At 51.4% G+C, this 22,452-nt stretch carries 25 protein-coding genes; 7 read left to right on the top strand and 18 right to left on the bottom strand.

Going from position 1 to position 22,452, the window contains the following annotated elements; genetic code table 11:
- Nucleotides 1-11: 11 nt before the first annotated feature.
- Nucleotides 12-1,436 (bottom strand): exodeoxyribonuclease I, encoded by a 1,425-nt coding sequence (sbcB, locus tag OGX95_RS01675; RefSeq protein WP_286628097.1) that lies wholly within the window; start codon nt 1,434-1,436, stop codon nt 12-14.
- 397 nt (nt 1,437-1,833) lie between these two features.
- Here sbcB and phsA point away from each other — a divergent pair, with 397 nt between their 5' ends.
- The 7 genes from phsA to OGX95_RS01640 all read left to right on the top strand — a co-directional run bounded on the left by phsA (nt 1,834) and on the right by OGX95_RS01640 (nt 9,121).
- Nucleotides 1,834-4,107: a thiosulfate reductase PhsA gene (gene phsA, locus OGX95_RS01670; protein ID WP_286628096.1), complete on the top strand. Its 2,274-nt coding sequence runs from the start codon at nt 1,834-1,836 to the stop codon at nt 4,105-4,107.
- A 14-nt stretch (nt 4,108-4,121) separates the two neighbouring features.
- Nucleotides 4,122-4,700, top strand: a complete 579-nt coding sequence (gene phsB, locus OGX95_RS01665; RefSeq protein WP_286628095.1) for a thiosulfate reductase electron transport protein PhsB — start codon at nt 4,122-4,124, stop codon at nt 4,698-4,700.
- On the top strand, nt 4,697-5,464 hold the full coding sequence (gene phsC, locus OGX95_RS01660) for a thiosulfate reductase cytochrome B subunit (RefSeq protein ID WP_286628094.1): 768 nt from the start codon (nt 4,697-4,699) through the stop codon (nt 5,462-5,464). The genes phsB and phsC overlap by 4 nt, the downstream gene beginning before the upstream one ends.
- A gap of 151 nt (nt 5,465-5,615) precedes the next feature.
- Nucleotides 5,616-6,788, top strand: coding sequence for a serine-type D-Ala-D-Ala carboxypeptidase DacD (gene dacD / locus OGX95_RS01655; protein WP_286628093.1), 1,173 nt, complete (start codon nt 5,616-5,618; stop codon nt 6,786-6,788).
- A gap of 124 nt (nt 6,789-6,912) precedes the next feature.
- Nucleotides 6,913-7,380, top strand: a complete 468-nt coding sequence (gene sbmC / locus OGX95_RS01650) for a DNA gyrase inhibitor SbmC (protein ID WP_286628092.1) — start codon at nt 6,913-6,915, stop codon at nt 7,378-7,380.
- A 108-nt stretch (nt 7,381-7,488) separates the two neighbouring features.
- On the top strand, nt 7,489-8,547 hold the full coding sequence (locus tag OGX95_RS01645) for an FUSC family protein (RefSeq protein ID WP_286628091.1): 1,059 nt from the start codon (nt 7,489-7,491) through the stop codon (nt 8,545-8,547).
- A 238-nt stretch (nt 8,548-8,785) separates the two neighbouring features.
- Nucleotides 8,786-9,121, top strand: coding sequence for a DUF496 family protein (locus tag OGX95_RS01640; RefSeq protein ID WP_003834176.1), 336 nt, complete (start codon nt 8,786-8,788; stop codon nt 9,119-9,121).
- A gap of 39 nt (nt 9,122-9,160) precedes the next feature.
- Here OGX95_RS01640 and OGX95_RS01635 read toward each other — a convergent pair whose 3' ends face one another.
- The 17 genes from OGX95_RS01635 to pduE all read right to left on the bottom strand — a co-directional run bounded on the left by OGX95_RS01635 (nt 9,161) and on the right by pduE (nt 22,439).
- On the bottom strand, nt 9,161-10,027 hold the full coding sequence (locus OGX95_RS01635; RefSeq protein WP_286628090.1) for an L-threonine kinase: 867 nt from the start codon (nt 10,025-10,027) through the stop codon (nt 9,161-9,163).
- 92 nt (nt 10,028-10,119) lie between these two features.
- Complete coding sequence (locus OGX95_RS01630) at nt 10,120-11,334, bottom strand: acetate/propionate family kinase (protein WP_286628089.1); 1,215 nt, start codon at nt 11,332-11,334, stop codon at nt 10,120-10,122.
- A complete protein-coding gene (gene pduV, locus OGX95_RS01625) occupies nt 11,319-11,771 on the bottom strand; it encodes a propanediol utilization protein PduV (protein ID WP_286628088.1) in 453 nt (150 codons plus the stop codon). Before pduV ends, OGX95_RS01630 begins: the two co-directional genes overlap by 16 nt.
- A gap of 4 nt (nt 11,772-11,775) precedes the next feature.
- Nucleotides 11,776-12,126, bottom strand: coding sequence for a propanediol utilization microcompartment protein PduU (gene pduU / locus OGX95_RS01620; RefSeq protein WP_048212006.1), 351 nt, complete (start codon nt 12,124-12,126; stop codon nt 11,776-11,778).
- Entirely contained in the window at nt 12,126-12,680 is a 555-nt protein-coding gene (gene pduT / locus OGX95_RS01615) for a propanediol utilization microcompartment protein PduT (protein WP_040231922.1), read from the bottom strand. Before pduT ends, pduU begins: the two co-directional genes overlap by 1 nt.
- Nucleotides 12,681-12,682: 2 nt before the next feature.
- Entirely contained in the window at nt 12,683-14,038 is a 1,356-nt protein-coding gene (pduS, locus tag OGX95_RS01610) for a cobalamin reductase PduS (RefSeq protein WP_286628087.1), read from the bottom strand.
- Nucleotides 14,035-15,147 (bottom strand): 1-propanol dehydrogenase PduQ, encoded by a 1,113-nt coding sequence (locus tag OGX95_RS01605; protein ID WP_286628086.1) that lies wholly within the window; start codon nt 15,145-15,147, stop codon nt 14,035-14,037. Before OGX95_RS01605 ends, pduS begins: the two co-directional genes overlap by 4 nt.
- Before the next feature lie 10 nt (nt 15,148-15,157).
- Nucleotides 15,158-16,543, bottom strand: a complete 1,386-nt coding sequence (pduP, locus tag OGX95_RS01600) for a CoA-acylating propionaldehyde dehydrogenase PduP (protein ID WP_286628085.1) — start codon at nt 16,541-16,543, stop codon at nt 15,158-15,160.
- A complete protein-coding gene (pduO, locus tag OGX95_RS01595) occupies nt 16,540-17,547 on the bottom strand; it encodes a two-domain cob(I)yrinic acid a,c-diamide adenosyltransferase PduO (RefSeq protein ID WP_286628084.1) in 1,008 nt (335 codons plus the stop codon). Before pduO ends, pduP begins: the two co-directional genes overlap by 4 nt.
- Nucleotides 17,544-17,831 (bottom strand): EutN/CcmL family microcompartment protein, encoded by a 288-nt coding sequence (locus OGX95_RS01590; protein WP_286628083.1) that lies wholly within the window; start codon nt 17,829-17,831, stop codon nt 17,544-17,546. Before OGX95_RS01590 ends, pduO begins: the two co-directional genes overlap by 4 nt.
- Before the next feature lie 3 nt (nt 17,832-17,834).
- The gene (gene pduM, locus OGX95_RS01585) at nt 17,835-18,326 is read right to left on the bottom strand and encodes a microcompartment protein PduM (protein WP_286628082.1); all 492 of its coding nucleotides are present in this window, start codon (nt 18,324-18,326) and stop codon (nt 17,835-17,837) included.
- Nucleotides 18,323-18,955 (bottom strand): phosphate propanoyltransferase, encoded by a 633-nt coding sequence (locus tag OGX95_RS01580; RefSeq protein ID WP_286628081.1) that lies wholly within the window; start codon nt 18,953-18,955, stop codon nt 18,323-18,325. Before OGX95_RS01580 ends, pduM begins: the two co-directional genes overlap by 4 nt.
- Nucleotides 18,955-19,413, bottom strand: coding sequence for a BMC domain-containing protein (locus OGX95_RS01575; RefSeq protein ID WP_286628080.1), 459 nt, complete (start codon nt 19,411-19,413; stop codon nt 18,955-18,957). Before OGX95_RS01575 ends, OGX95_RS01580 begins: the two co-directional genes overlap by 1 nt.
- Nucleotides 19,414-19,437: 24 nt before the next feature.
- Nucleotides 19,438-19,713 carry a propanediol utilization microcompartment protein PduJ gene (gene pduJ, locus OGX95_RS01570; RefSeq protein ID WP_001057752.1) on the bottom strand — a complete coding sequence of 92 codons (276 nt, stop codon included), beginning with the start codon at nt 19,711-19,713 and terminating at the stop codon, nt 19,438-19,440.
- Nucleotides 19,714-19,732: 19 nt separating this feature from the next.
- Nucleotides 19,733-20,083, bottom strand: coding sequence for a glycerol dehydratase reactivase beta/small subunit family protein (locus tag OGX95_RS01565; RefSeq protein WP_286628079.1), 351 nt, complete (start codon nt 20,081-20,083; stop codon nt 19,733-19,735).
- Nucleotides 20,073-21,905: a diol dehydratase reactivase subunit alpha gene (locus tag OGX95_RS01560; protein WP_286628078.1), complete on the bottom strand. Its 1,833-nt coding sequence runs from the start codon at nt 21,903-21,905 to the stop codon at nt 20,073-20,075. Before OGX95_RS01560 ends, OGX95_RS01565 begins: the two co-directional genes overlap by 11 nt.
- Nucleotides 21,906-21,920: 15 nt before the next feature.
- A complete protein-coding gene (gene pduE, locus OGX95_RS01555; RefSeq protein ID WP_286628077.1) occupies nt 21,921-22,439 on the bottom strand; it encodes a propanediol dehydratase small subunit PduE in 519 nt (172 codons plus the stop codon).
- Nucleotides 22,440-22,452: the final 13 nt, after the last annotated feature.

The raw sequence follows: 22,452 nt of genomic DNA, 5'->3' as shown, positions 1-22,452 counted from the left end.
GTATTTTATCTTCAGACTATCTCTTGCGCATACTGCCAGAGTGATTTCAGTAGCATCAGCTTCTCTTTGTTGTCAGCATATTGCTGACTCAACATCTGCAATTCATTAGCGTAGTTTTGCAAAAACTCCGGTGAGAATACCTGACGACGATGATCCAGCCAGCGTTGCTGCTCCCCTTCATCCAGTGTCCCGGGGAAATTGCGCGCGCGATAATTAAACAGTAGTTTTTCAATGCGCTTGTCGACAAAAGTGATGTCCAGTGCGGGTAAATTTCGAGGTTCGGTTTCCAGAACGATCTTCATTGCGGCGCGGTCGGCATCGCTGAAAAAACCGTTGTATAACTGCGCATCTACGTTATCCGATGGCGTAAAGGGTTCTGCGTCGGCAAAAATAGCCACCACTTTATCGCGCACCTGCGGGTTTTCACGCAGGACTTTAAGATTATCCAGGCAATGCTGGCGGTTAATTCCGAGGCGATCGGCATCTTCCGGACGTAACGTATTCGCCTGTGCCAGAACTGGGCATTTGTTGATATGCACCAGTTTAACCGGCACCGCTGCGTTATCGCCCAGATCGGCTTTGGCGGTGTAAAGACGTTCGCGCAGGGTGTCGCTATCCAGTTCCAGCAAGGGAGAAATATCACCGGCTAAGTCGACCATAATAACCGCATTACGATTGTCCGGATGCCAGGCGAGCGGGGCAACCCAACTGGTGTTACCTCGCCATGCACCGAACATCCCAGATACATGCACTAAGGGCTTCATTTGCGGGACATCAATCAACGCAGCCAGCTTGTGTTTATTACGGTGGCTGTAGAGATAGTCAAACAGACGCGGCTGACGTGATTTTACGAGTTGTGCCATCGCAATGGTGGCATACACGTCTGCCATCGCATCGTGGGCATTAGCATGCTCAATGCCGTTGGCGCGGGTCAGATGCTCAAGGCGGAAACTGGGGAGACCGTCGTCGTTTTCTGGCCAGTTGATCCCTTCCGGTCGTAGCGCATAGCAGGCGCGCATCACATCCAGCAAATCCCAGCGAGAATTGTCGTTCTGCCAGCTCCAGGCGTAGGGATCATAAAAATTGCGATACAGGATATTACGTGTCACTTCATCATCGAAGCGCACATTGTTATAGCCGAGGATACACGTTTTCGGCACGGTAAACAGCGCATGGATGCGGGCAGCAAAAGCGGCTTCATTCTCACCCTTATCACGTGCTTCTTGCGGCGTAATACCGGTTATCAGCACCGCTTCTGGTTGTGGCAGATAGTCGTCGGCGGGCTTGCAGTAAAAAACGTCGGGATCGCCAATGATATTGAAATCGTTATCTGTGCGTATGGCCGCAAACTGCGCGGGTCTGTCCAGTGCCGGATGGGTACCAAAGGTCTCGTAATCGTGGAAGAGAAAACCAGGTTGCTGCTTGCCGTCATTCATTGTTCAGTTATGTCCGGGATCAATTTAGCGCTTATCTAAGAATACCAAAAAATAGCGCGGTAATCAGCAACGGGATTATCAATGCTCGGCGGTGGCCGCAATAAAATTGAGATAAGCGTGATTAAACGAAAACGAATTAATAGGTTTGAGGTTTTAAGGATATTTCATGAAATAAGATCACGTTATCTTGTGAGTTTATAAATAATCTAATTAAGAACTATTATTGTTATTTTTACGTTTGGTAGTGTGTTCTGGAAACTTTAAAACTCTTTTATAAACAATAGGTTTTATTCTTGCTGGTTAACGAAACTTCATTGTAATGAAATGTGAGTGAGGTTAAAAATTAATAATTTAAAGGCCATATAATCATTGGATATATCTAATAACAGGAGGTTATATGAGCATTAGTCGGCGTAATTTTTTGCGAGGCGTGGGTATTGGCTGCTCGGCCTGTGCAATAGGAAGTTTCCCACCTGGCGCACTGGCGCGAAATTCGCCAGAGAGTATTAAAGGGAAAACATCCCTGACGCCAAGTCTGTGCGAAATGTGTTCCTTTCGCTGTCCAATTCAGGCTCAGGTGATTAATAATAAAACTGTTTTTATCCAGGGAAACCCTAATGCCCCTCAGCAAGGCACGCGCGTTTGTGCTCGTGGGGGCAGCGGTGTTAGCCTGGTAAACGACCCGCACCGGATTGTTAAACCAATGAAACGCACCGGGCCACGTGGCAGTGGAGAATGGCAGGTCATTAGCTGGCAACAGGCATATAAAGAAATTGCCGAAAAGATGACAGCAATAAAAAAACAATACGGGCCGCAGGGCGTTGTATTCTCCTCTAAATCCGGTTCGCTTTCCGGCCATTTATTTCATTTGGCGACGGCTTTTGGTTCACCAAATACCTTTACGCACGCTTCAACTTGTCCAGCAGGTAAAGCCATTGCCGCCAAAGTGATGATGGGTGGGGATTTAGCAATGGATATCGCCAATACCCGCTACATGGTCTCTTTTGGACATAACCTCTATGAAGGGATTGAGGTTGCCGATACTCATGAACTGATGACCGCACAAGAGAAGGGCGCGAAGATGGTCAGCTTCGACCCCCGGCTGTCGGTATTTTCCAGTAAGGCGGATGAATGGCATGCGATTAAACCAGGGGGAGACTTACCGGTGCTGATGGCAATGTGTCACGTCATGGTTACTGAAAAATTGTATGACGCGGAATTCGTTGAACGCTATACAACAGGGTTTGACCAACTGGCCGAGGCGGTACAAGAGGCTACGCCGGAATGGGCACAAAAGTTGGCCGACGTGCCTGCGGATGTCATTACCCGGGTGACTCGAGAAATGGCGGCCTGCGCCCCCCATGCTATTGTCAGTCCAGGTCACCGTGCGACTTTTTCGCAGGAAGAGATCGACATGCGGCGCATGATTTTCACCCTCAACGTGCTGCTGGGAAATATTGAGCGCGAAGGCGGCATGTACCAGAAAAAAGCCGCTGCAACCTACAATAAGCTGGCGGGAGAGAAGGTGGCTCCGGTGCTGGCGAAACCGGATGCCAAACTTCCTAAGCCAACGGCACAGCGTATTGACCTGGTCGCGCCGCAATTCAAATACATCGCTGCGGGTGGTGGGGTGGTGCAGAGCATTATCGATGCTGTGTTAAACCAGACACCTTATCCGGTGAAAGGATGGATTATGTCCCGGCATAACCCTTTTCAAACGGTGACCTGTCGACCGGATCTGGTCAAAACCGTTGAGCAGTTGGATCTGGTGGTGAGCTGCGATGTCTATTTAAGCGAAAGCGCGGCCTATGCCGATTACCTGTTACCTGAATGCACCTACCTTGAACGCGATGAAGAAATCTCTGATATGTCGGGGCTGAATCCGGCCTATGCGCTGCGCCAGCAGGTCGTTGAACCTATTGGTGATGCACGCCCAAGCTGGCAAATCTGGAAAGAGCTGGGTGAGCAACTGGGTCTTGGGCAGTACTATCCGTGGCAAGATATGCAAGTACGCCAGCTGTATCAGCTCAATGGTGATCATGCGTTATCTGCGGAACTGCGCCAGAAAGGGTATCGGGAGTGGGGCGTACCGCTGTTACTACGCGAACCTGAATCGGTACGCCAGTTTACTGCGCACTATCCGGGCGCCGTGGCCGTTGACAATGACGGTACGTATGGCGAACAACTGCGCTTCAAATCCCCATCCGGGAAGATCGAACTTTATTCCGAAGAACTGGAGACCCTCCTGCCGGGCTATGGTATTCCGTGTGCACGCAATTTTGCGCTCAAGGCCGACAATGAACTCTATTTCATTCAAGGCAAAGTCGCGGTTCACACCAATGGCGCGACGCAATATGTCCCATTACTCAGCGAGCTTATGTGGGATAACGCGGTGTGGATCCACCCGAAAACGGCTGGCGAAAAAGGGATTAAAAGCGGCGATGACATCTGGCTTGAAAATGCGACAGGTAAGGAGAAAGGCAAAGCGCTGGTCACTGCCGGTATTCGACCCGATACGCTGTTTGTCTATATGGGATTCGGCGCCAAGGCCGGCGCGAAAACCGCGGCGACAACGCATGGTATCCACTGTGGCAACTTGCTTCCGCATGTGACCAGTCCGGTTTCCGGCACGGTGGTTCACACCGCTGGCGTTACGCTTCGTCGGGCATGAGAAAGGAGAACATCATGAATCAGTCAACAAATCCGTATGTCATGCTGCATGACGAGAAACGCTGTATTGGTTGTCAGGCGTGCACAGTTGCCTGCAAAGTCCTGAATGACGTGCCAGAAGGTTTTAGTCGGCTACAGGTACAGATCCGCTCACCGGAAAATGAACCTGAGGTGCTGTCTCACTTTCAGTTTGTCCGCGTCTCCTGCCAGCACTGCGAAGATGCGCCTTGTGTCAGCGTCTGTCCGACTGGCGCTTCGTTTCGGGATGAAAACGGCATCGTGCAGGTGGACAAGTCCCGCTGTATTGGCTGTGATTATTGCGTTGCCGCCTGTCCGTTCCATGTGCGTTATCTGAACCCACAAACAGGAATTGCAGATAAATGTAACTTTTGCGCGGACACCCGTCTGGACGCTGGACAACCGCCAGCCTGTGTTTCCGTATGCCCTACGGATGCGCTGAAGTTTGGTCGCCGTGATGACCCTGAAATTCAACACTGGATTCACCAAAAAGAGGTTTACCGTCAGCAGAATACGCGTAGTGGTGCAGTGAGTATTTTCCGGCGTAAAGAGATTCATCAGGAGGGAAAAGTATGAATTCTATCTGGGGAGCAGAGCTTAATTATGCGCCAGACTACTGGCCGCTGTGGCTCATTTATGCAGGCGTAGTCATTCTGTTGATGATTGCCGGTCTGGTGGTACATGCGCTGCTGCGTCGAATGCTGGCGCCCAAAACGGCAGCCGGAGAAGAGCACCGTGACTATCTCTACTCATTGGCTGTCCGCCGCTGGCACTGGGGAAATGCGCTGCTTTTTATCCTGCTTCTGCTCAGCGGTTTGTTCGGCCATTTTTCTATCGGACCGGTAGCTCTGATGGTGCAGGTGCACACCTGGTGTGGATTCGCATTACTGGCTTTCTGGCTTGGCTTCGTCATGATCAATGCCACCAGCGGCAACGGTTGTCACTATCGTGTGCAATTCAGCGGGTTGATAACGCGCTGCCTGCTGCAAACACGTTTTTATCTGTATGGGATAATGAAAGGTGAGGCTCATCCGTTTGCGGCAACAGCGGAGAATAAATTTAATCCCCTGCAACAGTTAGCCTATCTGGCCATCATGTATGCGTTGGTTCCGCTGTTAATCATTACCGGGTTGCTCTGTCTTTACCCGCAGATTATAGGCGCCGGGCCGGTGGTACTGGTGCTGCATATGGTGTTGGCGATTGTTGGCATTTTGTTCATTTGTGCACATATTTACCTGTGCACATTGGGTGACACGCCGGGGCAAATCTTTCGCAGCATGATTGACGGCTATCACCGTCATCGCAGCCATCATGCAGAAACAGCATCACATAAAGGCTAATCCTGCGCGTATTTTGCAGGGGAAGCCCGTCTGACATTCTTTCTTTATCAGCAAGAAAATGTGCCTTATGTCACATTTTCTTGCAATTTATCCATGTTTGTTCGACAGAACTTCCGTAAAAAGAACGGCTATTTCTTCTGGTTATGAGGACATGCTGTTGAAACGCCGTTTGTTTATTGCCGCTTCGCTATTCGCGATAAGTTTTTCGTCCGCTTATGCGACTGATGTCGCCAGTTTTGCCCCCCGGCCTCCCGCCATCAATGCTGGCGCGTGGGTGCTTATGGATTACACCACGGGCCAAATCCTGACTGCCGGTAATGAACACCAGCAACGCAACCCCGCCAGCCTGACCAAGTTAATGACCGGCTATGTTGTCGATCGTGCGATTGATAGCCATCGCATTAGCCCAACGGATATCGTTACTGTCGGACGTGACGCATGGGCGAAAGATAATCCGGTGTTTGTAGGCTCATCATTAATGTTCCTGAAAGAAGGCGATCGCGTTTCAGTACGCGATTTAAGCCGCGGCTTAATTGTTGATTCCGGCAATGACGCATGCGTGGCGCTGGCTGATTACATCGCGGGTGGACAGCCACAGTTTGTCGCAATGATGAACAGTTACGTTGAGAAGCTGAAGCTTAAAGATACACATTTCGAAACGGTGCATGGGCTGGACGCGCCAGGCCAGCATAGCTCGGCCTACGATCTGGCCGTGTTGTCCCGGGCGATTATTCACGGGGAACCGGAGTTCTACCACATGTACAGTGAGAAGAGTCTTACCTGGAACGGTATCACGCAGCAAAACCGTAACGGACTGCTGTGGGACAAAACGATGAACATCGATGGCCTGAAGACCGGGCACACATCCGGGGCAGGATTTAACCTGATCGCCTCCGCAGTTGATGGACAGCGTCGCCTGATTGCTGTGGTCATGGGCGCCGACAGCGCGAAAGGGCGCGAGGATCAGGCACGCAAACTGCTGCAGTGGGGGCAACAAAATTTTGATACGGTGCAGGTTTTGCGTAGCGGTAAACAAGTCGGCGTCGAACGAATCTGGTATGGCGATAAAGAAAAAATTAGCCTCGGTACCGAGCAGGATTTCTGGATGGCACTGCCTAAGGCTGAAGTCCAGAATATCAAAGCAAAATATGTTCTTGATAAGAAAGAACTGGTAGCACCTATTGCCGCGCATCAACGCGTGGGGGAAATTGAACTCTATGACAGGGATAAACTGGTGGCTCATTGGCCTCTGGTCACCCTGGAATCGGTCAGTAAAGGCGGTGTTTTTTCGCGCCTGAGCGATTACTTCCACCATAAGGTGTAATTTTTCACCCATGCTACTGACTGGCAAGAGTGCGAAACTGCTCACATAATAATCACTATTTCCTTGTGGCTGCAATACGCAAAAATTACACTGTATATAAATACAGTGTAATAAAGGAGGTTATATGGAGTACGAGATAAAGCAGGTCGATAAACGCAGGATTGCCGGTTTTCATATGGTTGGACCGTGGGAGCAAACGGTAAAGCAGGGGTTTGAGCAGTTAGTCATGTGGGTGGATGACAAGCAGATAGTGCCGCTGGAATGGATCGCCGTTTATTACGATAACCCCGATGTTGTGCCTGCTGAAAAACTGCGCTGCGATACTGTGGTTTCCGTCGCAGAGCATTTTGAGATCCCAGAGAACAGCGAAGGTGTGATACTGACTGAACTGGCAGGTGGTGAGTATGCTATTGCTGTTGCACGTGTTGAAAATCATGATTTTGCGACGCCATGGTATCAATTTTTTAATCTTCTGCTGCAGGACGCAACATACCAGATAGCAGCCAAACCCTGTTTTGAGATTTATATGAATAATGGAATGGAAGACGGTTACTGGGACATCGAAATGTATGTGCCAGTACAGTCGAAGTAGCTGTTTTTTTGTGTAAATTGGGATGAAAGTCCTGGTGATAACGATGATGTTTTCACTAAAAAAGCAGGTACAATTCTGTTCTTTGCTATTCCCTGACGGAGTGGATGAGTGCGTGCCGATAAGTCGCTGAGTCCTTTTGAAATTCGTTTGTATCGTCATTATCGCGTAGTGCACGGTATTCGCATTGCGCTGGCGTTTCTTCTTACTTTTCTGTTGGTTCGCCTGCTGGATATTCCTGAAGGTACGTGGCCTCTGATCACGCTGGTTGTGATTATGGGGCCCATTTCATTCTGGGGTAATGTCGTCCCAAGAGCGCTTGAACGCATTGGCGGGACGATTCTGGGCTCAGTCCTTGGGCTGGTTGCTCTGCGTCTCGAACTCCTGTCACTTCCGCTTATGCTGATATGGTGCGCAGCAGCGATGTTTCTCTGCGGCTGGCTGGCATTAGGTAAAAAACCCTATCAGGCGTTGCTGATTGGCATAACGCTTGCCGTCGTTGTCGGGGCTCCCGCGGGTGACATGAATACAGCGTTGTGGCGCGGTGGCGACGTCATTTTGGGATCGCTACTGGCGATGCTGTTTACCGGCATCTGGCCGCAGCGGGCATTTATTCACTGGCGTATTCAACTGGCACATTGTGTCGCGGGTTATAACCGGGTGTATCAGGCTGCACTGTCACCTAACTTGCTCGAACAGCCCCGACTGGAGAAGCATTTACAGCAACTACTGAGTGACGTTGTCAAAATGCGTGGACTCATTGTTCCCGCCAGTAAAGAGACCCACATCCAAAAATCAATCTTTGAAGCTATTCAGACGGTCAATCGCAACCTGGTGTGCATGCTTGAGCTGCAAATCAACGCGCTGTGGGCAACACGTACCAGTCACTTTGTGATGCTGAACGCGCATACCTTGCGTGAGACTCATCTCAGAACGCAACAGGCGCTACTGACGATCACTCATGCGCTCTATGAAGGTAATCCACAGCCGGTACTTGCCAATACGGAAAAACTCAACGACACCGTGGAGGAGTTGCGCCAACTCATCGCTGAGCATAAAGGCGATAATGTTGCTGAAACACCTATTCACGGCTATGTCTGGTTGAATATGGAGATGGCGCGACAACTGGAATTGCTCTCACATTTAATTTGTCGCGCGCTGCGCAAATAAAGAGCAGATCCGGGGATTGGCTCTACTGCTGCTTCGATTCAGCAAAGATTAAGGGTATGATATTGAAAAAGGCTAAAACCATTGGTAACTACAATGGCTTTACCCTCGATAATTCAGGTTTCAGCCATGCATTATCAATGCAGATGCAACTTGAAGTATGGCGGGCATGAAAGTAATGTTGACCCACTTTAGCCGTTGTTTTAACGAATCCGAATCTCACATTATCAGGGGTGTAAAAATGGAAACTACCAAGCCTTCTTTCCAGGACGTGCTGGAATTTGTTCGTCTGTTCCGTCGTAAAAACAAACTGCAACGTGAAATCCAGGACGTTGAGAAAAAGATCCGTGACAACCAGAAACGCGTCCTGCTGCTGGACAACCTGAGTGACTACATCAAGCCCGGCATGAGCGTTGAAGCGATCCAGGGTATCATCGCCAGCATGAAAAGTGACTATGAAGATCGTGTAGATGATTACATCATCAAGAATGCAGAGATCTCTAAAGAACGCCGTGATATCTCTAAAAAGCTGAAAGCCATGGGTGAAGTGAAAAACGGCGAAGCGAAAGCAGAGTAACGTTTTATGACAGTAGGGGGCGCGGCTAAGCGGCGACCCCTACTGTAGTTTTACCCCGCCGGTTACCATCCGCAGTAAATGCTGCTCAGGCCAGTGAGTTGTCAGTTTTTTCTGCGCCAACATCCATTTGATGTAATCAACATCATGACGTTTTCTGTCCAGCATCAGACCTACCACGCTGCCGCTGTGCGCAACGTTCACCCCGTATAAATCACATTCTTCTACCAGCGCCAATAGCGAATCGAAATCTGGTTTTGGCAACAGCATTTGGCTGGCGATTGCGCTAAGCGTGGCAGCCTCTCCCATTCGATAGGGATTTTGACTAATACAGGCTTCCTGTACTTTTTCCCATGCGCGTTTAAGTGCGGGAGCACCTGCCTGTAGTCCGGGCTGGCGGGGAATACGGTGATAATCCGCGGTACGTAATGTTTCCGGGCTTTCCAGAACCAACAGGTCAAGCTGGGGCTGCGCTTCACAGGAAATTTGCGTAGAGGCGTCGTTATGATCGAAAAGGGTTAACTGACGGAAAACGGTGCTGTCAGTAGGTTCAAGAGAAACGCAAAGCTGCGCCAGTGTAGGTTCATCTAACTGATGACCCAGAAAATGAGCGGTGGCAAGCGCGGTGGCGGCAATATCCGCGGTGCTACTGGCCATTCCTTTCGCAATGGGAATCGTTGACTGGATATCGATTCGAATATCCTGGCTGATATGCGCCGGGTAGTGCCAGTGCTGCAATAATCGGTCAACCATCGCTCGCGAAAGTGGGCGTTCATCCACTTGTGGTGAACCTGAACTGACCTCGACGGTGCTATACCATTCAACCGGGCAGGAGACCAGTTTCTCACTGCCCAGAATCCAGCCCTGGATAAGTTCTCCGCACGATGCGGGACATTGCGCAACAGCCACGTCTTCACCTTTGTGATCAGCAATCCTCGGCGCATAGTGTCATGGCGATTGCGCTATTACCATGATTTGCCGCAATTTGCGGTGCGGCAGGATTAAGCAGGAATGCCCAATGTCACAGTTTCTGATATCGCTATACGCATAACATCCTGCGCGATCATCAACTCTTCATTGGTATTTATAACGGCCACTTTGACCAGCGCAGTTTCAGTTTGAATGAAGGTTGCGTTGCGCTGATTTTTTTCATCATCAACGGCCAGACCTAAGAAATTCAGATTGTGGCAAATCGCAGCGCGTGCTCGGGCTGAGTTTTCACCAATCCCACCCGTAAATACCAAAGCATCCAGACCGCCCATCTGCATAATATAACTGCCTATAGTGGCACGAATTCGCTCTGCAAACAGCGTCAGTGCGAGAGCAGCCTGTGCGTTGCCTTCGTCTGCGGCTCGTTCAACGTCACGATAGTCTGATGAGATACCGGAAACCCCAAGTAATCCCGATTCATTGTTGAGGAGTTGGTTAAGTTGCTGCGGCGTTTTGCCTTCGCGCAGGGCAATCCACGGCAAAATAGACGGGTCAATATCTCCGCTGCGCGTACCCATCATCACGCCTGACTGTGGTGTAAAGCCCATCGAGGTATTCACCGATTTTCCGCCCTTGATGGCACAGATGCTGCTGCCATTACCAAGATGACAACATACGACGCGCAGTGCGCTGAGCGGAACGCCCAGCTTTTCGGCCAACGCGGTACTGACGTATTTGTGGCTGGTACCATGAAAACCGTAACGCCGAATTCCCAGCTCTGAGTAATAGCGCCAGGGCAGAGGATAAATAAAAGCAGGCTCAGTCAGCGTCTGATGAAAAGCAGTGTCAAAAACTGCGACGGCAGGTGCTTCGGGTAATAATTGACGAAAAACAGCGATCCCCAGCGCATTAACCGGGTTATGCAGCGGTGCCAGTTCTGCAAGACGCTCAATTTCGGCCAATGTTTCATCGTTGACGAGGGCCGAGTCTTTAAAGGACTCACCACCATGTGCGACGCGATGACCGACGCCATCGATCTCTTCCAGACTCTTGATGATGTTCAGGTTAAGCAGTTTTTCCAGTAACAGAGTTACTGCTTCACGGTGATCGGCAACGGGTAACGTCTCCTGCCATTTCTGCGCGGGAGTTTTAAGCGTAACCTGCGCGTCAGACATTCCAATACGTTCAATCAGCCCCTGGCATATCATTTCACCCTGCGGCATCGCCAGTAACTGAAACTTAAGTGAAGAGCTACCCGCGTTTATGGCCATTATTTTGTGAGACATGACGGTTCCTTTGCATTCAGAAAAATGAACATCTCATCGACCCCGGTATTCTCCAGCGCGCTGGTGATAAACACGTTCTGCGCTCCTGCCTGTACCAACCAGCTTTCTACGAGTGAAATTCTCTGGGGGTTAGCTAAATCGGCCTTGGTGACGAGGCCGATAACAGGTCTGTTCATTGGGCCAGTAAAACCGGGAGAAAAAGGTGACCATGGGGCGTCAGCATTCAGTACCAGAGCAATAATGTCGGCTTCGCAGGCGCTGGTCAGCAACGCACTGTACAGGCAGCGGTTCTCAAGATATTCACCCGGCGTGTCTATTGTCGTTGGCGACCAGACAATCGCCTGAGTTTTCTGGTAATGAAGTGCTTCACCACGCAAACATTGTGTGAGTGATGTTTTACCGCACTGGCTGGGGCCAATTAGCATGATGCGTTTCATGTGGTTACGTCCGGGTAATAGGGCACGCAGTAAAACGCATCATTTCGCCAAGCGTTCTGGTTACCTGTTTCAGCGCGTACTCAACGGCTGAAACATCACCTGTCAGTACAACTGCACCGGTAAAACGATCGAGAAATCCAATCTCTACCGCACCAGATTTCGTGGCGATATCACAGGCGATAATTGAGGCTTCACTGGGCGTAATGGTTAAAATACCAATGGCCGAGACTGAATCCTGCAACCCCAGCTTTTTGAATAAATCCTTACCTGGATTCGCAATAAGGTGCGCCAGCGTGACCTGCTTGCCGGGTACGTATTCCTGGATCATGCGATCCGTCGGCGGTTGTCTGTCCATTATCCCTCCACTATTTGCCGCCACATGCTTTCATGCGGGCGTGGTATGACGGAGCGATAAACCAGCAGACCTTTTTCCCCGGCGCTTTCGCTGGCGACGGTCACGGCGTTATTGACATCGGAAACATCTCCAGCGACAACCATGTAGCATTTACCACCGATACCGAATGCCATATGTACCCGTACCAGCGTGACATTGGACGCTTTAACTGCACGATCGGCGGCACAGATACAAGCCGCTACGCTCCAGGTTTCAACAATCCCGACGGCCTGATGCTTATCCACACTGTTAAGTCCGCTAATTGCCGGGAGAACGCTGGCATGAATGTTTGGGAGCACCAGACTGTCGACGAGCATATCGCCTGCAAGAGACGTCCCTGTTGCAATGGCCTGCTGTACTGCACCTACGTCCCCCCCGAGCATCAGTAAAAACTTTCCAGGGCAAATGGTTTTGCTGACCAGCAAATTCACATTTGCGCTTTTTAGCATCGCATCACCGGCTTCCATCCCTTTGGCGATGCTGGTGAGTTCTAAAATCCCTATAGCCTGAGACATGATTAACCTCTTATTACCGTGATGGATTGCCCGGTTATCTCGCTGACAAGACCGTCAATACTGGCGTGGACAGGTGCGCCTAACGCGCCCTCGGGTACATCAGCAACACATTGGCCGCGAACAACACGTTCACCTTTTTGCACGCAGGGGATAGCGCTGGCGCCAATATGCTGGCGTAACAGCAGTGTTGTTTCGTCTGTGGTGTAATCTGCCTCAGACAAGGGCGCGTCGTGGTACCAGTCGCTGAGGCCAAGCTTAGTGATAAGTCGTTTAACCGGAATCAAACGGTACTTCGCCATTTCGTCTTCAGGATTTAGTGGTCCCTCATAACGATGGTTAAGCGCCCGTAGTTCACGTTTGAGCATACGGTTGATACGCATGGGCGAAATGCCTACCGGACAAGCCACACTTTCACAGACATTGCATTCTGAACAGGTTAGGGCAGTGAGCAGCAACTGCGGTGTGGCTGCCTGTTGGTAGTTCACTGCGCGAACCAGCAGATGCGGTGAGAGTTCATGACCGATTAAGTGTCTTGGGCATAAATCAGTGCACAGACGACACTGCTCGCAAACGGTTTTTGCAACCGAAAGCACGGTGCGTTCGTCCTGCATTCGTCGTTGGATCAGCGCATGGGATTTGGGTAATACCAGCAGCCCCCCGGTGGTCTTGCTCACGGGGGTATCCAGCGAAGTAATCAGGCCACCCATCATCGGACCGCCGTTGATAAAACCTGGATCGTCAACGGTGGCGCCACCCGCCAGTGTCAGGACTTCGCGTAACGACATACCGATGGGAACACTCAGCGTTAACGGTCTGGCGACCGCACCGTTGACGGTCAGAGTGCGTCGGGTGACGGGATACTGCTGTTCAACCGCTCTGGCGATATTGAGCACGGTCTGGACGTTATTGACCACCACACCTACGCTAACGGGCAATGCGGCTGGAGGAACCCGCCGTCCCGTTGCCATCCAGATGGTCAGTACCTCGTCACCAGCCGGATATACATCGGGTAAAATATGTAACCTGATGTTAGCGGGTAAAAGCGGTGTTAACGCATTGATGGCCTTCTGATATTTTTCTTTGAGGGCAATAATGCCTGCATTGGCCCCTGTTGCTGTCATGGCATACTGAACGCCACGTACCAGCCTCGCCGCTTGCACCGCCATTAATTGTTGATCGACTTTCAGCATTGGCTCGCATTCTGCGGCGTTTACCAGAAACGTATCAACCTGTGCCTGAAGTTTAACATGTGCAGGAAATCCCGCACCGCCGGCCCCAACCACGCCCGCTGCACGCACGCGATCGCGTATCGTTTGTGCGTCATAAAGAACATGTTCTGCCGTCATGGCTGTATTCATAATAATTCCTCAAGCAGTTCCTGAATGGCACTGGCATCAGCTACGCGGGGATTGGTTTGCAACGTGACATCAGCCAGCGCGGCCTGAACCATCGACGGTATACGTTGCGACCAGGTATGCTTCTCGTCTTTCAGTGCATCAATAAATGTCGGTAATGCGCACTGTTTTTTGAGTTGTTCAATATGATGAATGAGCGCATTGAGTGCCGCCGTATCATTCGCACTATCCGGGCATAAATGGCAGGCTTTCGCGAAACGGGCGTAGCGCTTTGCCGCCCGCGGATCGCGTGCATTAAACTGAATGACACGAGTGAGTAACAGTGCGTTAGCCAGTCCATGGGGTAAGTGAAACTGCCCACCGAGCTGATGGGCAATGGCGTGATTGATACCCAACCCCGCCTGGCTAAATGCCATCCCTGCCAATGTAGAGGCATTGTGCATTTTCCCCCGAGTTGCCAGGCAATCGCCTTTGCTAACCGCAACAGGTAGGTACTGGAAGACAATTTGCGCGGATTTTTCCGCCAGAGCATCCGTGAAATCACTGGCTTTCGTCGATACGTAGGCTTCCAGTGCATGCGTCAGGACGTCCAGTCCGGTATTCGCAGTAATGGCGGGGGGAACGCTGACAACCAGCATAGGATCAAGAATGGCCATGTCAGGGTAGAGCGCGTTATTAAATAGTGGATATTTAATACCTTTCTCTGGATCGCTGATCACGCAGGCACTGGTCACTTCCGAGCCTGTACCGCTGGTGGTGGGAATTGCCACACAGGTTTCGATTTCAATACCAAACTGACGGCTGAACCAGACGATAGCTTTGGCGGCGTCAAGTGCGGAGCCACCGCCAAAGCCAATCACGACATCCGGTTGCAGGGACTGCATTTGTGCAATCCCTTGAACTACCGTACCAATGGTTGGATCGGGTGTGATATCACTGAAAATACTGATGCGGTTATCCGCGGGCAGCGCATTTCGCAGCTTTTCAATCAGGGGTGAACGTGCGAGAAAACTGTCGCAGATAATCCAGATATGCTTATTGGAGAAACGCTTGAGCACATCCAGACTTCCCTGGCCGCTGTACAATTGTGTTTGCAGTGAAAAGCTATTCATAACGGCCTCATTAGCGAATAGAAAAACCGTTGGTTAGCACGCAACGACGAGAGCGCGCGAAAGTTCGCGCTGACGTTGTGCCTTCACCGGTTGGTGTGGCAATAGTAAAGGTGGTAAAGCCTTCTCCACCGACACCAATACCGGCGTAAGAGGGGCCATTCTTCACAAAGATGGAGGTCTGAAGGGTGCGGGCGGCAAGATTCAGACGTGACACGTTTTGTGAATGCATAATGGCAGTGTGATGCAACCCCTCTTCAACTTTCAGTGCCAATGCCAGTGCACTGTCAAAATCCTTTACGCTCACGATGGGCAGCATTGGCATCAACTGTTCGCTGGTGACCCACGAATCGTCAGCATTGACGATGCCAATCAACAGGCGAGGTGTTTTTGCCGGAACCGGTATGTCCGCAGCTTCAAGCAGAGCTGCCGGGCTCTTTCCAACCAGTTTTTTATTGGCTATGCCTTCAGGCAGACAGGCGGCGCGCAGTTTGTTAATGTCTTCGTCGTGCAGAAGTAACGCGCCAAAAGACTGCATTTGTTGGACCAGCCGTTCAGCAACAGCATCGACAACAATCAGGCTTTTCTCAGCAATACAGGGCAGGTTGTAATCAAACGATGCGCCGTTGATGATATCTTCAGCTGCTTTAACCAGATCGGCAGTTTCATCAACAATACAGGGCGGGTTTCCTGCGCCAGCACCAATAACTTTCTTCCCGCTTTTCATACCCATAGCAACAATGCCAGGGCCGCCGGTAATCGCCAGAACTGCGATTTTAGGGTGAGCCATCATCTGCTGGGTAGCTTCAAAAGTAGGTTCTGTGACCGTGACGACAAGATTCCGGATCCCGCAGCAGCGGAAGGCAATATCTTCAATCATGGCAATCAGTTTCAGTGATACTGCTTTTGCGCCAGGGTGCGGACTGAAGTAAACGCTGTTTCCCGCAGCCAGCATACTGATGCTGTTATTGATGATGGTTTCCGTGGGGTTCGTACTTGGTGCAACGGAGCCAATTACCCCAAATGGAGAGTACTCAAACAACACCATGCCACCGTCACCGGTAAGTGCAGTGGTGGTGAGGTCTTCGATGCCAGGGGTGTTGTCGAGCGCGGCTTTATTCTTAAGAAATTTATCCTCTTTGTTACCCATTCCCGTTTCTGTTGCGCTTTCAGCGGCCAAAGAAGCCAGATGAGGCGTCAGCTCTTCCCGAAGGGCGTTAATGATGGCGCTGCGGGTTTTTAGCGGACATTGTTGATAGCGCAAAAAAGCCTGATGAGCCGCATCGATTGCTTCACCGACGGACGGAAAGATACCCTTGCCTTTAACGTCTGTTTTTGCCGGGACGAGTTGCTCAGTCAAAATGTTGCGGATAAGGGTTTCAAGTTCTGAAGTATTCATTGATGTGTTCTCACGTTAATCGCCGCAATGGCCGTTTCTGCAATGTCCATATCCTGCTCAACGCTTCCTCCGCTGATGCCAAGACCCCCAAGGAGTAAACCTTCGCGCCATAATGCGTAGCCGCCTCCAAAGGTGACGATTTTTCCCTGCATATGGCTTTCCAGACCGTAAAGTGCGGCGCCTGGCTGAACCGCGGACGTCAGTTCGTGCGTGGCAGTTTTCATGGCGACGGCGGTCCAGGCTTTTTTCGGCGCCAGTTCACTACTGACGAGTAAGGCATCTGGCATGCGCCAGGTCACTGTAGGCGTACCATTGGTATCCACTATGCTGATAACGACAGGGACCTGGAGCTCTTCAGCGCGCGTTACTGCCGCGCGTGTCAGTTGATGGAGTTCATGAAAAGACAAAGACATAGTCGACTCCCTGGTGACTGCTGTGCGAGTGGCTGCAAGATAGCGCTCGGCGACTTTATGAATGATGTCGTTTTGATGAATGTCATGATCTTCGGCACGTGCAAGTGCATATAAACAGTCGGACAGGCGGTTGATATAACGCATCAATACATGTCGGATGGAGACATTGGCCGAGAGTTCGACCAGTCGCCTTTCTGCGCGCCGAGCCAGCGTGCGGGCGAAGTGTAGCCGGCTGGCGGCTTCGCTGCGGCCAGGTAAAATAAAACTGCGCTGTGGAGGAATCCGCCCCATGGCGGTATCGATAGCGGCTTCCAGAGCCGCAATTTCTTCCGAGCTGATGTATCGCTGATCGGGCGTTGGCTGCTCGCTTTCGCTGGCCAGTTCGGCACTGAACCAAAACAACTGCAACTGAATATCTTCAAGTAAGAGACGATGTTGCTGGCTTTTTACCGCGCAGGCACACAGGCTCAATGCAGCATTGAGTTCATCCAACGTACCGTAGGCCTCAACGCGCGGATGTGATTTACTCACGCGTTGTCCGGTAAAAAGCGCTGTCGTGCCAGCGTCGCCCGTTCGGGTATAAATCGTCATAGTTTCTCCTGGTAAGAAAGCGTGTCGACAATGCCGACAATGGCCAGATCGATAGCTTCATTAGGACCGGAAAAAACGTGCCTGGCGCTGGATCCGCTACTGAGTAACACCAGTTCGCCAGTTCCTGCACCGACAGAGTCAACCGCGACTTCATCTCCGGTAGAGGGGGAGGCGGGGAGCTCTCCGTCAGTGCTTACTCGACGTACCAGCAACAGTTTTTTCCCCACCAGTGATGGCGACTTTTGCGTAGAAACCACAACGCCTGTAACCCTTGCCAGATACATGGTTCACTCCTGCTTAATTAATTGAACATTTCGCGCACTAACGGCTTCCCTGGCCAGTGCCGTCACGACACAGCGACGACGCAGCACCAGGATGCCACCGTTAAGTTTGGCAACATCGGCATAACTTAAGAGCGTTTCGGGATGCAGCATGACGATGTGCCCCTGTTCATTACTGAACTCCAGCGGCAGCCGTGCGAGCTTTTTCACGGGGAGTGCCGGTAACAGCCGATGCTGTAGAGATATTTTTACGCGAAGCCCGCATGCCAGCGCCTCGTGGATTGTTACCACCGTGACACTGGACGGACTGCAATCTGCAATTTTCTCCAGTAAAGGCAGGTCTGCCTGCAGGAGGTGCAGTGACGAGTACTGACAACATAAGGTCCGGGAGTCGATTTCCCGTAACTGTGCGACGCTCAACGTGATGGTACTTTCCGCGCGTTTTTTGAGCCGGGAAACAACTTCCTCAATGATGCGTTGCAGCAGTTCGTTGTTCATCGTGGGGCCACCAATGTGGCAAATGCCTGCGGATTATCAGCGCCTGCTGCATTGGCTTCGTCTGTATCGATATGCATCTCAAGGCGCATATTCGGTGAAACGCGTACGGCAACATTATCGAAAATCAGTCGGCGTTCATCGCCATTGATTGCCACGGAGACTTTATCTCCATGAGATACGCGCAGTATCAGCGCATCCAGCGGTGACATATGGATATGTCGCTGAGCAACAATAACCCCGGAGGGTAAGTCCAGTTCAGCAAAGGGGCTGATAAGACGAATGCCAGGTGTTCCCTGAATATTACCGGACATGCGCAGCGGTGCAGCGATGCCTAATGTGCGGGCGTCGGTTCGAGATATCTCCACCTGGCTAGTACCACGCAGTGGACCAAGCAGACGCACATTCTTTAACTGACCTTTCGGTCCGACCAGTGTGACGGTCTGATCTGCGGCATATTGTCCGGGCTGCAACAGGCCCTTTTTCTCGCTAATCGGCTGATTGGGGAACAGACGAGTGTAGTCCTCGGCGCAAAGGTGGATGTGACGGTTCGAAATCCCGAGAGGAATAGGTCGTTCACGCATTTCATCCAGTACTTTACTGACCGTTGTTTCCAGTTGCTGTTTATCCATTACGCTTCACCTCGTTTTCCCGAATGCAGGCAGAGCGCGCGTGGCTCGCCTTTCTGGCGAGGGCAGGCAGGGTCAAGACACAGGTTGCAGCTAATCAACTCTGCCTGTGGCGCTGCTTCAGGTAATGCAATTTCTGTAGCCATTTCTTTTTGCGATACAGCAGGTATCGGTTCTGGTTCAGGCTGCACGGGCACACTGTGGGACAGAATGCCTTCTCCGGGCCTGGAAATGACCCTGTGCGCGACCAGTCCATTTCGAAGTTCTGCTAAACTGGCACCGGTGGATATAGCCGCCTGAACGGAGGCCACATCCCCGATGATTTTGATCACCGTCCAGCCCGAGCCGTTGGTTTTTTCGAGGCCCACCAGCGTGATGGAAGCGGCTTTCGCCATGACGTCCGCGCAACTGATGGCTAATGCCAGACCACTAACTTCAAGTAATCCCAGTGATTGCTTCACGCTGTGCTCCTTGTTTACGGCGATTTATGCGGATTTAGGTAAAATGGCTTCAACGTCGCTGTGTGGACGTGGAATAACGTGACAGGATTTCACCTCTCCAACAGCACTCGCTGCTGCGCTTCCTGCATCTACTGCTGCTTTTACTGCGCCGACATCTCCGCGGACCATCACGGTGATCAGGCCAGAACCAATTTTTTCGTAACCAACCAACTGCACATTTGCGGATTTCACCATGGCATCAGCGGCTTCAATAGCGCCGACAAGCCCTTTTGTTTCAACCAGTCCCAGTGCGTTATTCATACTGCTTTTCTCCTGTGGATTATGAGTGGCAGTCCCGGAAGGGGATGCCTTTTACCAGCCGCGCAGCGTTATTACCAATGCTCCGGCGAGCGTGGCTATTTTGTTGATATGTCAGCGTAAAAAGTGGCGCTGAGGTGGGTAGATTCTTATAGTGCACAACCAGCTTTTCCCGGTCGCATCCAATGCCGACCAGCAACGGTGACTGACAGGCGGCCAGCCATGCGTTGTGGATAATGTCAGTCGAGTGAGTCTGTTGAATCACGAAGGGGATACCTTCTTCTTCAATGCCCAGCAGAACGTCATTCCAGATGTTTGCGAAGTCACCCATGGCGAAGATCACGATAGCGGGTACAGTGAGGTTACTTTCCATGAGCGAATGCCTTGTACCAGGAGATAATTAACCCCGTCGCAACTGCGTTTCGCGGGCCTTCCGAACCCCGAATATTGCCGCGACCCGCGACCAGGCGATAATGAGCCAGCGCATCAGTAACCAGTTGCGGAACTTCGAAGTCCAGAGAGGAACCTCCAACCAAAACGACAAAGGGAATGTCCCGAATGTTCCCGGTCGGGCTAACCTGTCGCAACGCTCTCAGCGCGTTGGTAACAAAAACACGCTCTTTAGCGCTGCGACGAATAGCCCGAACTTTTTCCAGCGTCAGATCGCCCGGCAGTGGCACCAGCTCAGCAGGTTTTACAACGCATACGCGAGCGAAGACGGCAGGAGAGAGAGGTGTTGGGAAGAACTGAACGCTGCCATCTTCGTGACGCAGGTGAAACAAGCTCTCCACTTTCGCCAGCGGGTACTTCTTGATCTCTTCCGCCAAATAGCGGTCATCCAGACCCAGTTCACGGGCAATAATCATCGTGACCATATCGCCTGCGCCCGCCAGGTGTGTGGCAATAATTTCGCCCTGAGGATTAATGATAGAGGCGTCAGTTGATCCGGCCCCAAGATCCAGAATAGCCAGTGGACGTGTGGTACCCGGTGTGGTTAAGGCTCCCAGAATAGCGGCTTCGGCTTCAGCCCCACCAACCTGTACATCAATGTTGAGTTTTTGCGTGATTTCCTGGGCAATCATCGCCATTTGCAGACGATCTGATTTCACCATAGAAGCAATACCAACGGCTTGTTCCAACGAAAACTCGCCGGCAAGTCCCCCGGTCACGCTGACTGGAACTGAAGTATCAACTGCCAACAGATCCTGAATAAAGATTTCATGGCTGGGTTTGTTGGTTAATTCAGCCATTGTCTGGCGAACGTGCTCCAGCATGCCGCCAATATTGGTTCCCGCCTCTCCGATGACGTTATCCAGTTTCGGGCATTCACCAACCGCTTTCATAATCGCGTCTGCACCTGCCGCGACATCGACGCGTACGGTTCGTCCTTGCGATTGCAGTTCCAGGTTTCCGGCTGGTATCGCACGAGCCTTCACATCACCAGATGGCGTTTTCACCACAACTGCAGAGCGGTTGCCAATCAGTGCGCGGGCCATGGGGACAATGTTTTTGGTCTCCTCTGCGCTAAGGCTGAAGACAGTCGCGATTCCGTACGGGTTAGAAAGGGTTTCGATAACTTTGCCAGGAACAGCGACCTCAATGGCGGCCAGCATGCCCAACGGGATACGATCGATATGGCGGACTTCATCAACGATGGGCAGAGGCATGTTCAGCCGGTTGCTGACCAGCACACCGTCGTCCTGTTGCAAAATAACGCCAGTCAACTGGTATCCGGCGCGTGCGGAAGCATTAATCATCGTGGCGACATCGGCAAAATCGAAAGCCGATGACACCACCAGAATATACGGTGTATCCGCCGGACGGCTCAGGAGCTCTTCCGGCGTAATGGTTACACCAACGCCTAACCCGACACCGCCAGGCGTTTTGGGGTTGTGACCGATCATGGTGGATTCTGTGATGATGGTTTCGGTGATGGTTTCCATCGCCACGTCACCAATAACCGGTGTGGCTTCGTTAATACGGATGAGCGAAATATCGCTGACATTAATTCCGGCATTTTTTGCCGCCTGTGCAAGTGCCTCCTGAATACCAAACACATTACGCAATGTGCCTTTAATTCCGGTGGTTTCCGCCAGTGCGCTGCCGGAAATGCTTAGCGCGCCAGTCTCATCCAGGGTTGCCAGTGCGACTTCCGTTGATGAGTTGCCTATATCAATGCCAGCTATATATCGCATCGTTTCACCCTGACGTTAGTCGTCGCCTTTAAGTTTCTTACGCTCTACATACAGCGCTGCTGCTTCACGAACGAACGCGGCACAGATCTTCGCCTGATAGCGATTCTCCAGATCGTCGGCGATGGCCATCAACTCGTCTTTCGTTGAGCGATAAGGACGTAGCGCGTTGTAGATCTCAAGAATGCGGTCGTCAGGTACCGCAGTCAGTTCGGCTGCACGTTCGAAGTTCATCGCCAGTCTGTCACGGCCGGCGTCTTTGGCGATGTCCGCCTGAATACGCAGCGTTTCAGGTGTGATACGCATATCCTGTGCGGTCACTTTATTGCTCAAAACATTTTCGATAGTGAAGTCATCCAACGTTTTGTTGGTTGCGGTTTTGACCCACTCAGGATGCTTATTCGCCAGGGGGTAATCCGTGACTTTTGCGGTATGTGCTGAAGCTGCCGCCGTAATGGGAGAGGTTGTTTCTCCTTGCAGGCTGTTCATCCGGCTCAACACATCCCGAACCATAGATTCAATTGCGTCGGTATTCATGGAGTTATCCTTT

Origin of the sequence: Citrobacter sp. Cu233 (assembly GCF_030332225.1) — a bacterium.
Lineage (GTDB): Bacteria > Pseudomonadota > Gammaproteobacteria > Enterobacterales > Enterobacteriaceae > Citrobacter.
Note: the sequence above shows the minus strand (reverse complement) of the source record. Positions and strands in the feature narration are given on the sequence as shown.

Excerpts from the sequence above, each read along its gene's own strand:
- dacD (WP_286628093.1), top strand. The coding sequence starts at position 5,616 with ATGCTGTTGAAACGCCGTTTGTTTATTGCCGCTTCGCTATTCGCGATA.
- OGX95_RS01560 (WP_286628078.1), bottom strand. The coding sequence starts at position 21,905 with ATGCGATATATAGCTGGCATTGATATAGGCAACTCATCAACGGAAGTC.
- OGX95_RS01565 (WP_286628079.1), bottom strand. The coding sequence starts at position 20,083 with ATGGAAAGTAACCTCACTGTACCCGCTATCGTGATCTTCGCCATGGGT.
- OGX95_RS01590 (WP_286628083.1), bottom strand. The coding sequence starts at position 17,831 with ATGTATCTGGCAAGGGTTACAGGCGTTGTGGTTTCTACGCAAAAGTCG.
- pduT (WP_040231922.1), bottom strand. The coding sequence starts at position 12,680 with ATGTCTCAGGCTATAGGGATTTTAGAACTCACCAGCATCGCCAAAGGG.
- OGX95_RS01640 (WP_003834176.1), top strand. The coding sequence starts at position 8,786 with ATGGAAACTACCAAGCCTTCTTTCCAGGACGTGCTGGAATTTGTTCGT.
- pduJ (WP_001057752.1), bottom strand. The coding sequence starts at position 19,713 with ATGAATAACGCACTGGGACTGGTTGAAACAAAAGGGCTTGTCGGCGCT.
- pduP (WP_286628085.1), bottom strand. The coding sequence starts at position 16,543 with ATGAATACTTCAGAACTTGAAACCCTTATCCGCAACATTTTGACTGAG.
- phsB (WP_286628095.1), top strand. The coding sequence starts at position 4,122 with ATGAATCAGTCAACAAATCCGTATGTCATGCTGCATGACGAGAAACGC.
- OGX95_RS01580 (WP_286628081.1), bottom strand. The coding sequence starts at position 18,955 with ATGGATAAACAGCAACTGGAAACAACGGTCAGTAAAGTACTGGATGAA.
- phsC (WP_286628094.1), top strand. The coding sequence starts at position 4,697 with ATGAATTCTATCTGGGGAGCAGAGCTTAATTATGCGCCAGACTACTGG.
- pduV (WP_286628088.1), bottom strand. The coding sequence starts at position 11,771 with ATGAAACGCATCATGCTAATTGGCCCCAGCCAGTGCGGTAAAACATCA.
- pduO (WP_286628084.1), bottom strand. The coding sequence starts at position 17,547 with ATGACGATTTATACCCGAACGGGCGACGCTGGCACGACAGCGCTTTTT.
- OGX95_RS01630 (WP_286628089.1), bottom strand. The coding sequence starts at position 11,334 with ATGTCTCACAAAATAATGGCCATAAACGCGGGTAGCTCTTCACTTAAG.
- OGX95_RS01605 (WP_286628086.1), bottom strand. The coding sequence starts at position 15,147 with ATGAATAGCTTTTCACTGCAAACACAATTGTACAGCGGCCAGGGAAGT.
- pduE (WP_286628077.1), bottom strand. The coding sequence starts at position 22,439 with ATGAATACCGACGCAATTGAATCTATGGTTCGGGATGTGTTGAGCCGG.
- pduS (WP_286628087.1), bottom strand. The coding sequence starts at position 14,038 with ATGAATACAGCCATGACGGCAGAACATGTTCTTTATGACGCACAAACG.
- sbcB (WP_286628097.1), bottom strand. The coding sequence starts at position 1,436 with ATGAATGACGGCAAGCAGCAACCTGGTTTTCTCTTCCACGATTACGAG.
- pduU (WP_048212006.1), bottom strand. The coding sequence starts at position 12,126 with ATGGACAGACAACCGCCGACGGATCGCATGATCCAGGAATACGTACCC.
- pduM (WP_286628082.1), bottom strand. The coding sequence starts at position 18,326 with ATGAACAACGAACTGCTGCAACGCATCATTGAGGAAGTTGTTTCCCGG.
- sbmC (WP_286628092.1), top strand. The coding sequence starts at position 6,913 with ATGGAGTACGAGATAAAGCAGGTCGATAAACGCAGGATTGCCGGTTTT.
- phsA (WP_286628096.1), top strand. The coding sequence starts at position 1,834 with ATGAGCATTAGTCGGCGTAATTTTTTGCGAGGCGTGGGTATTGGCTGC.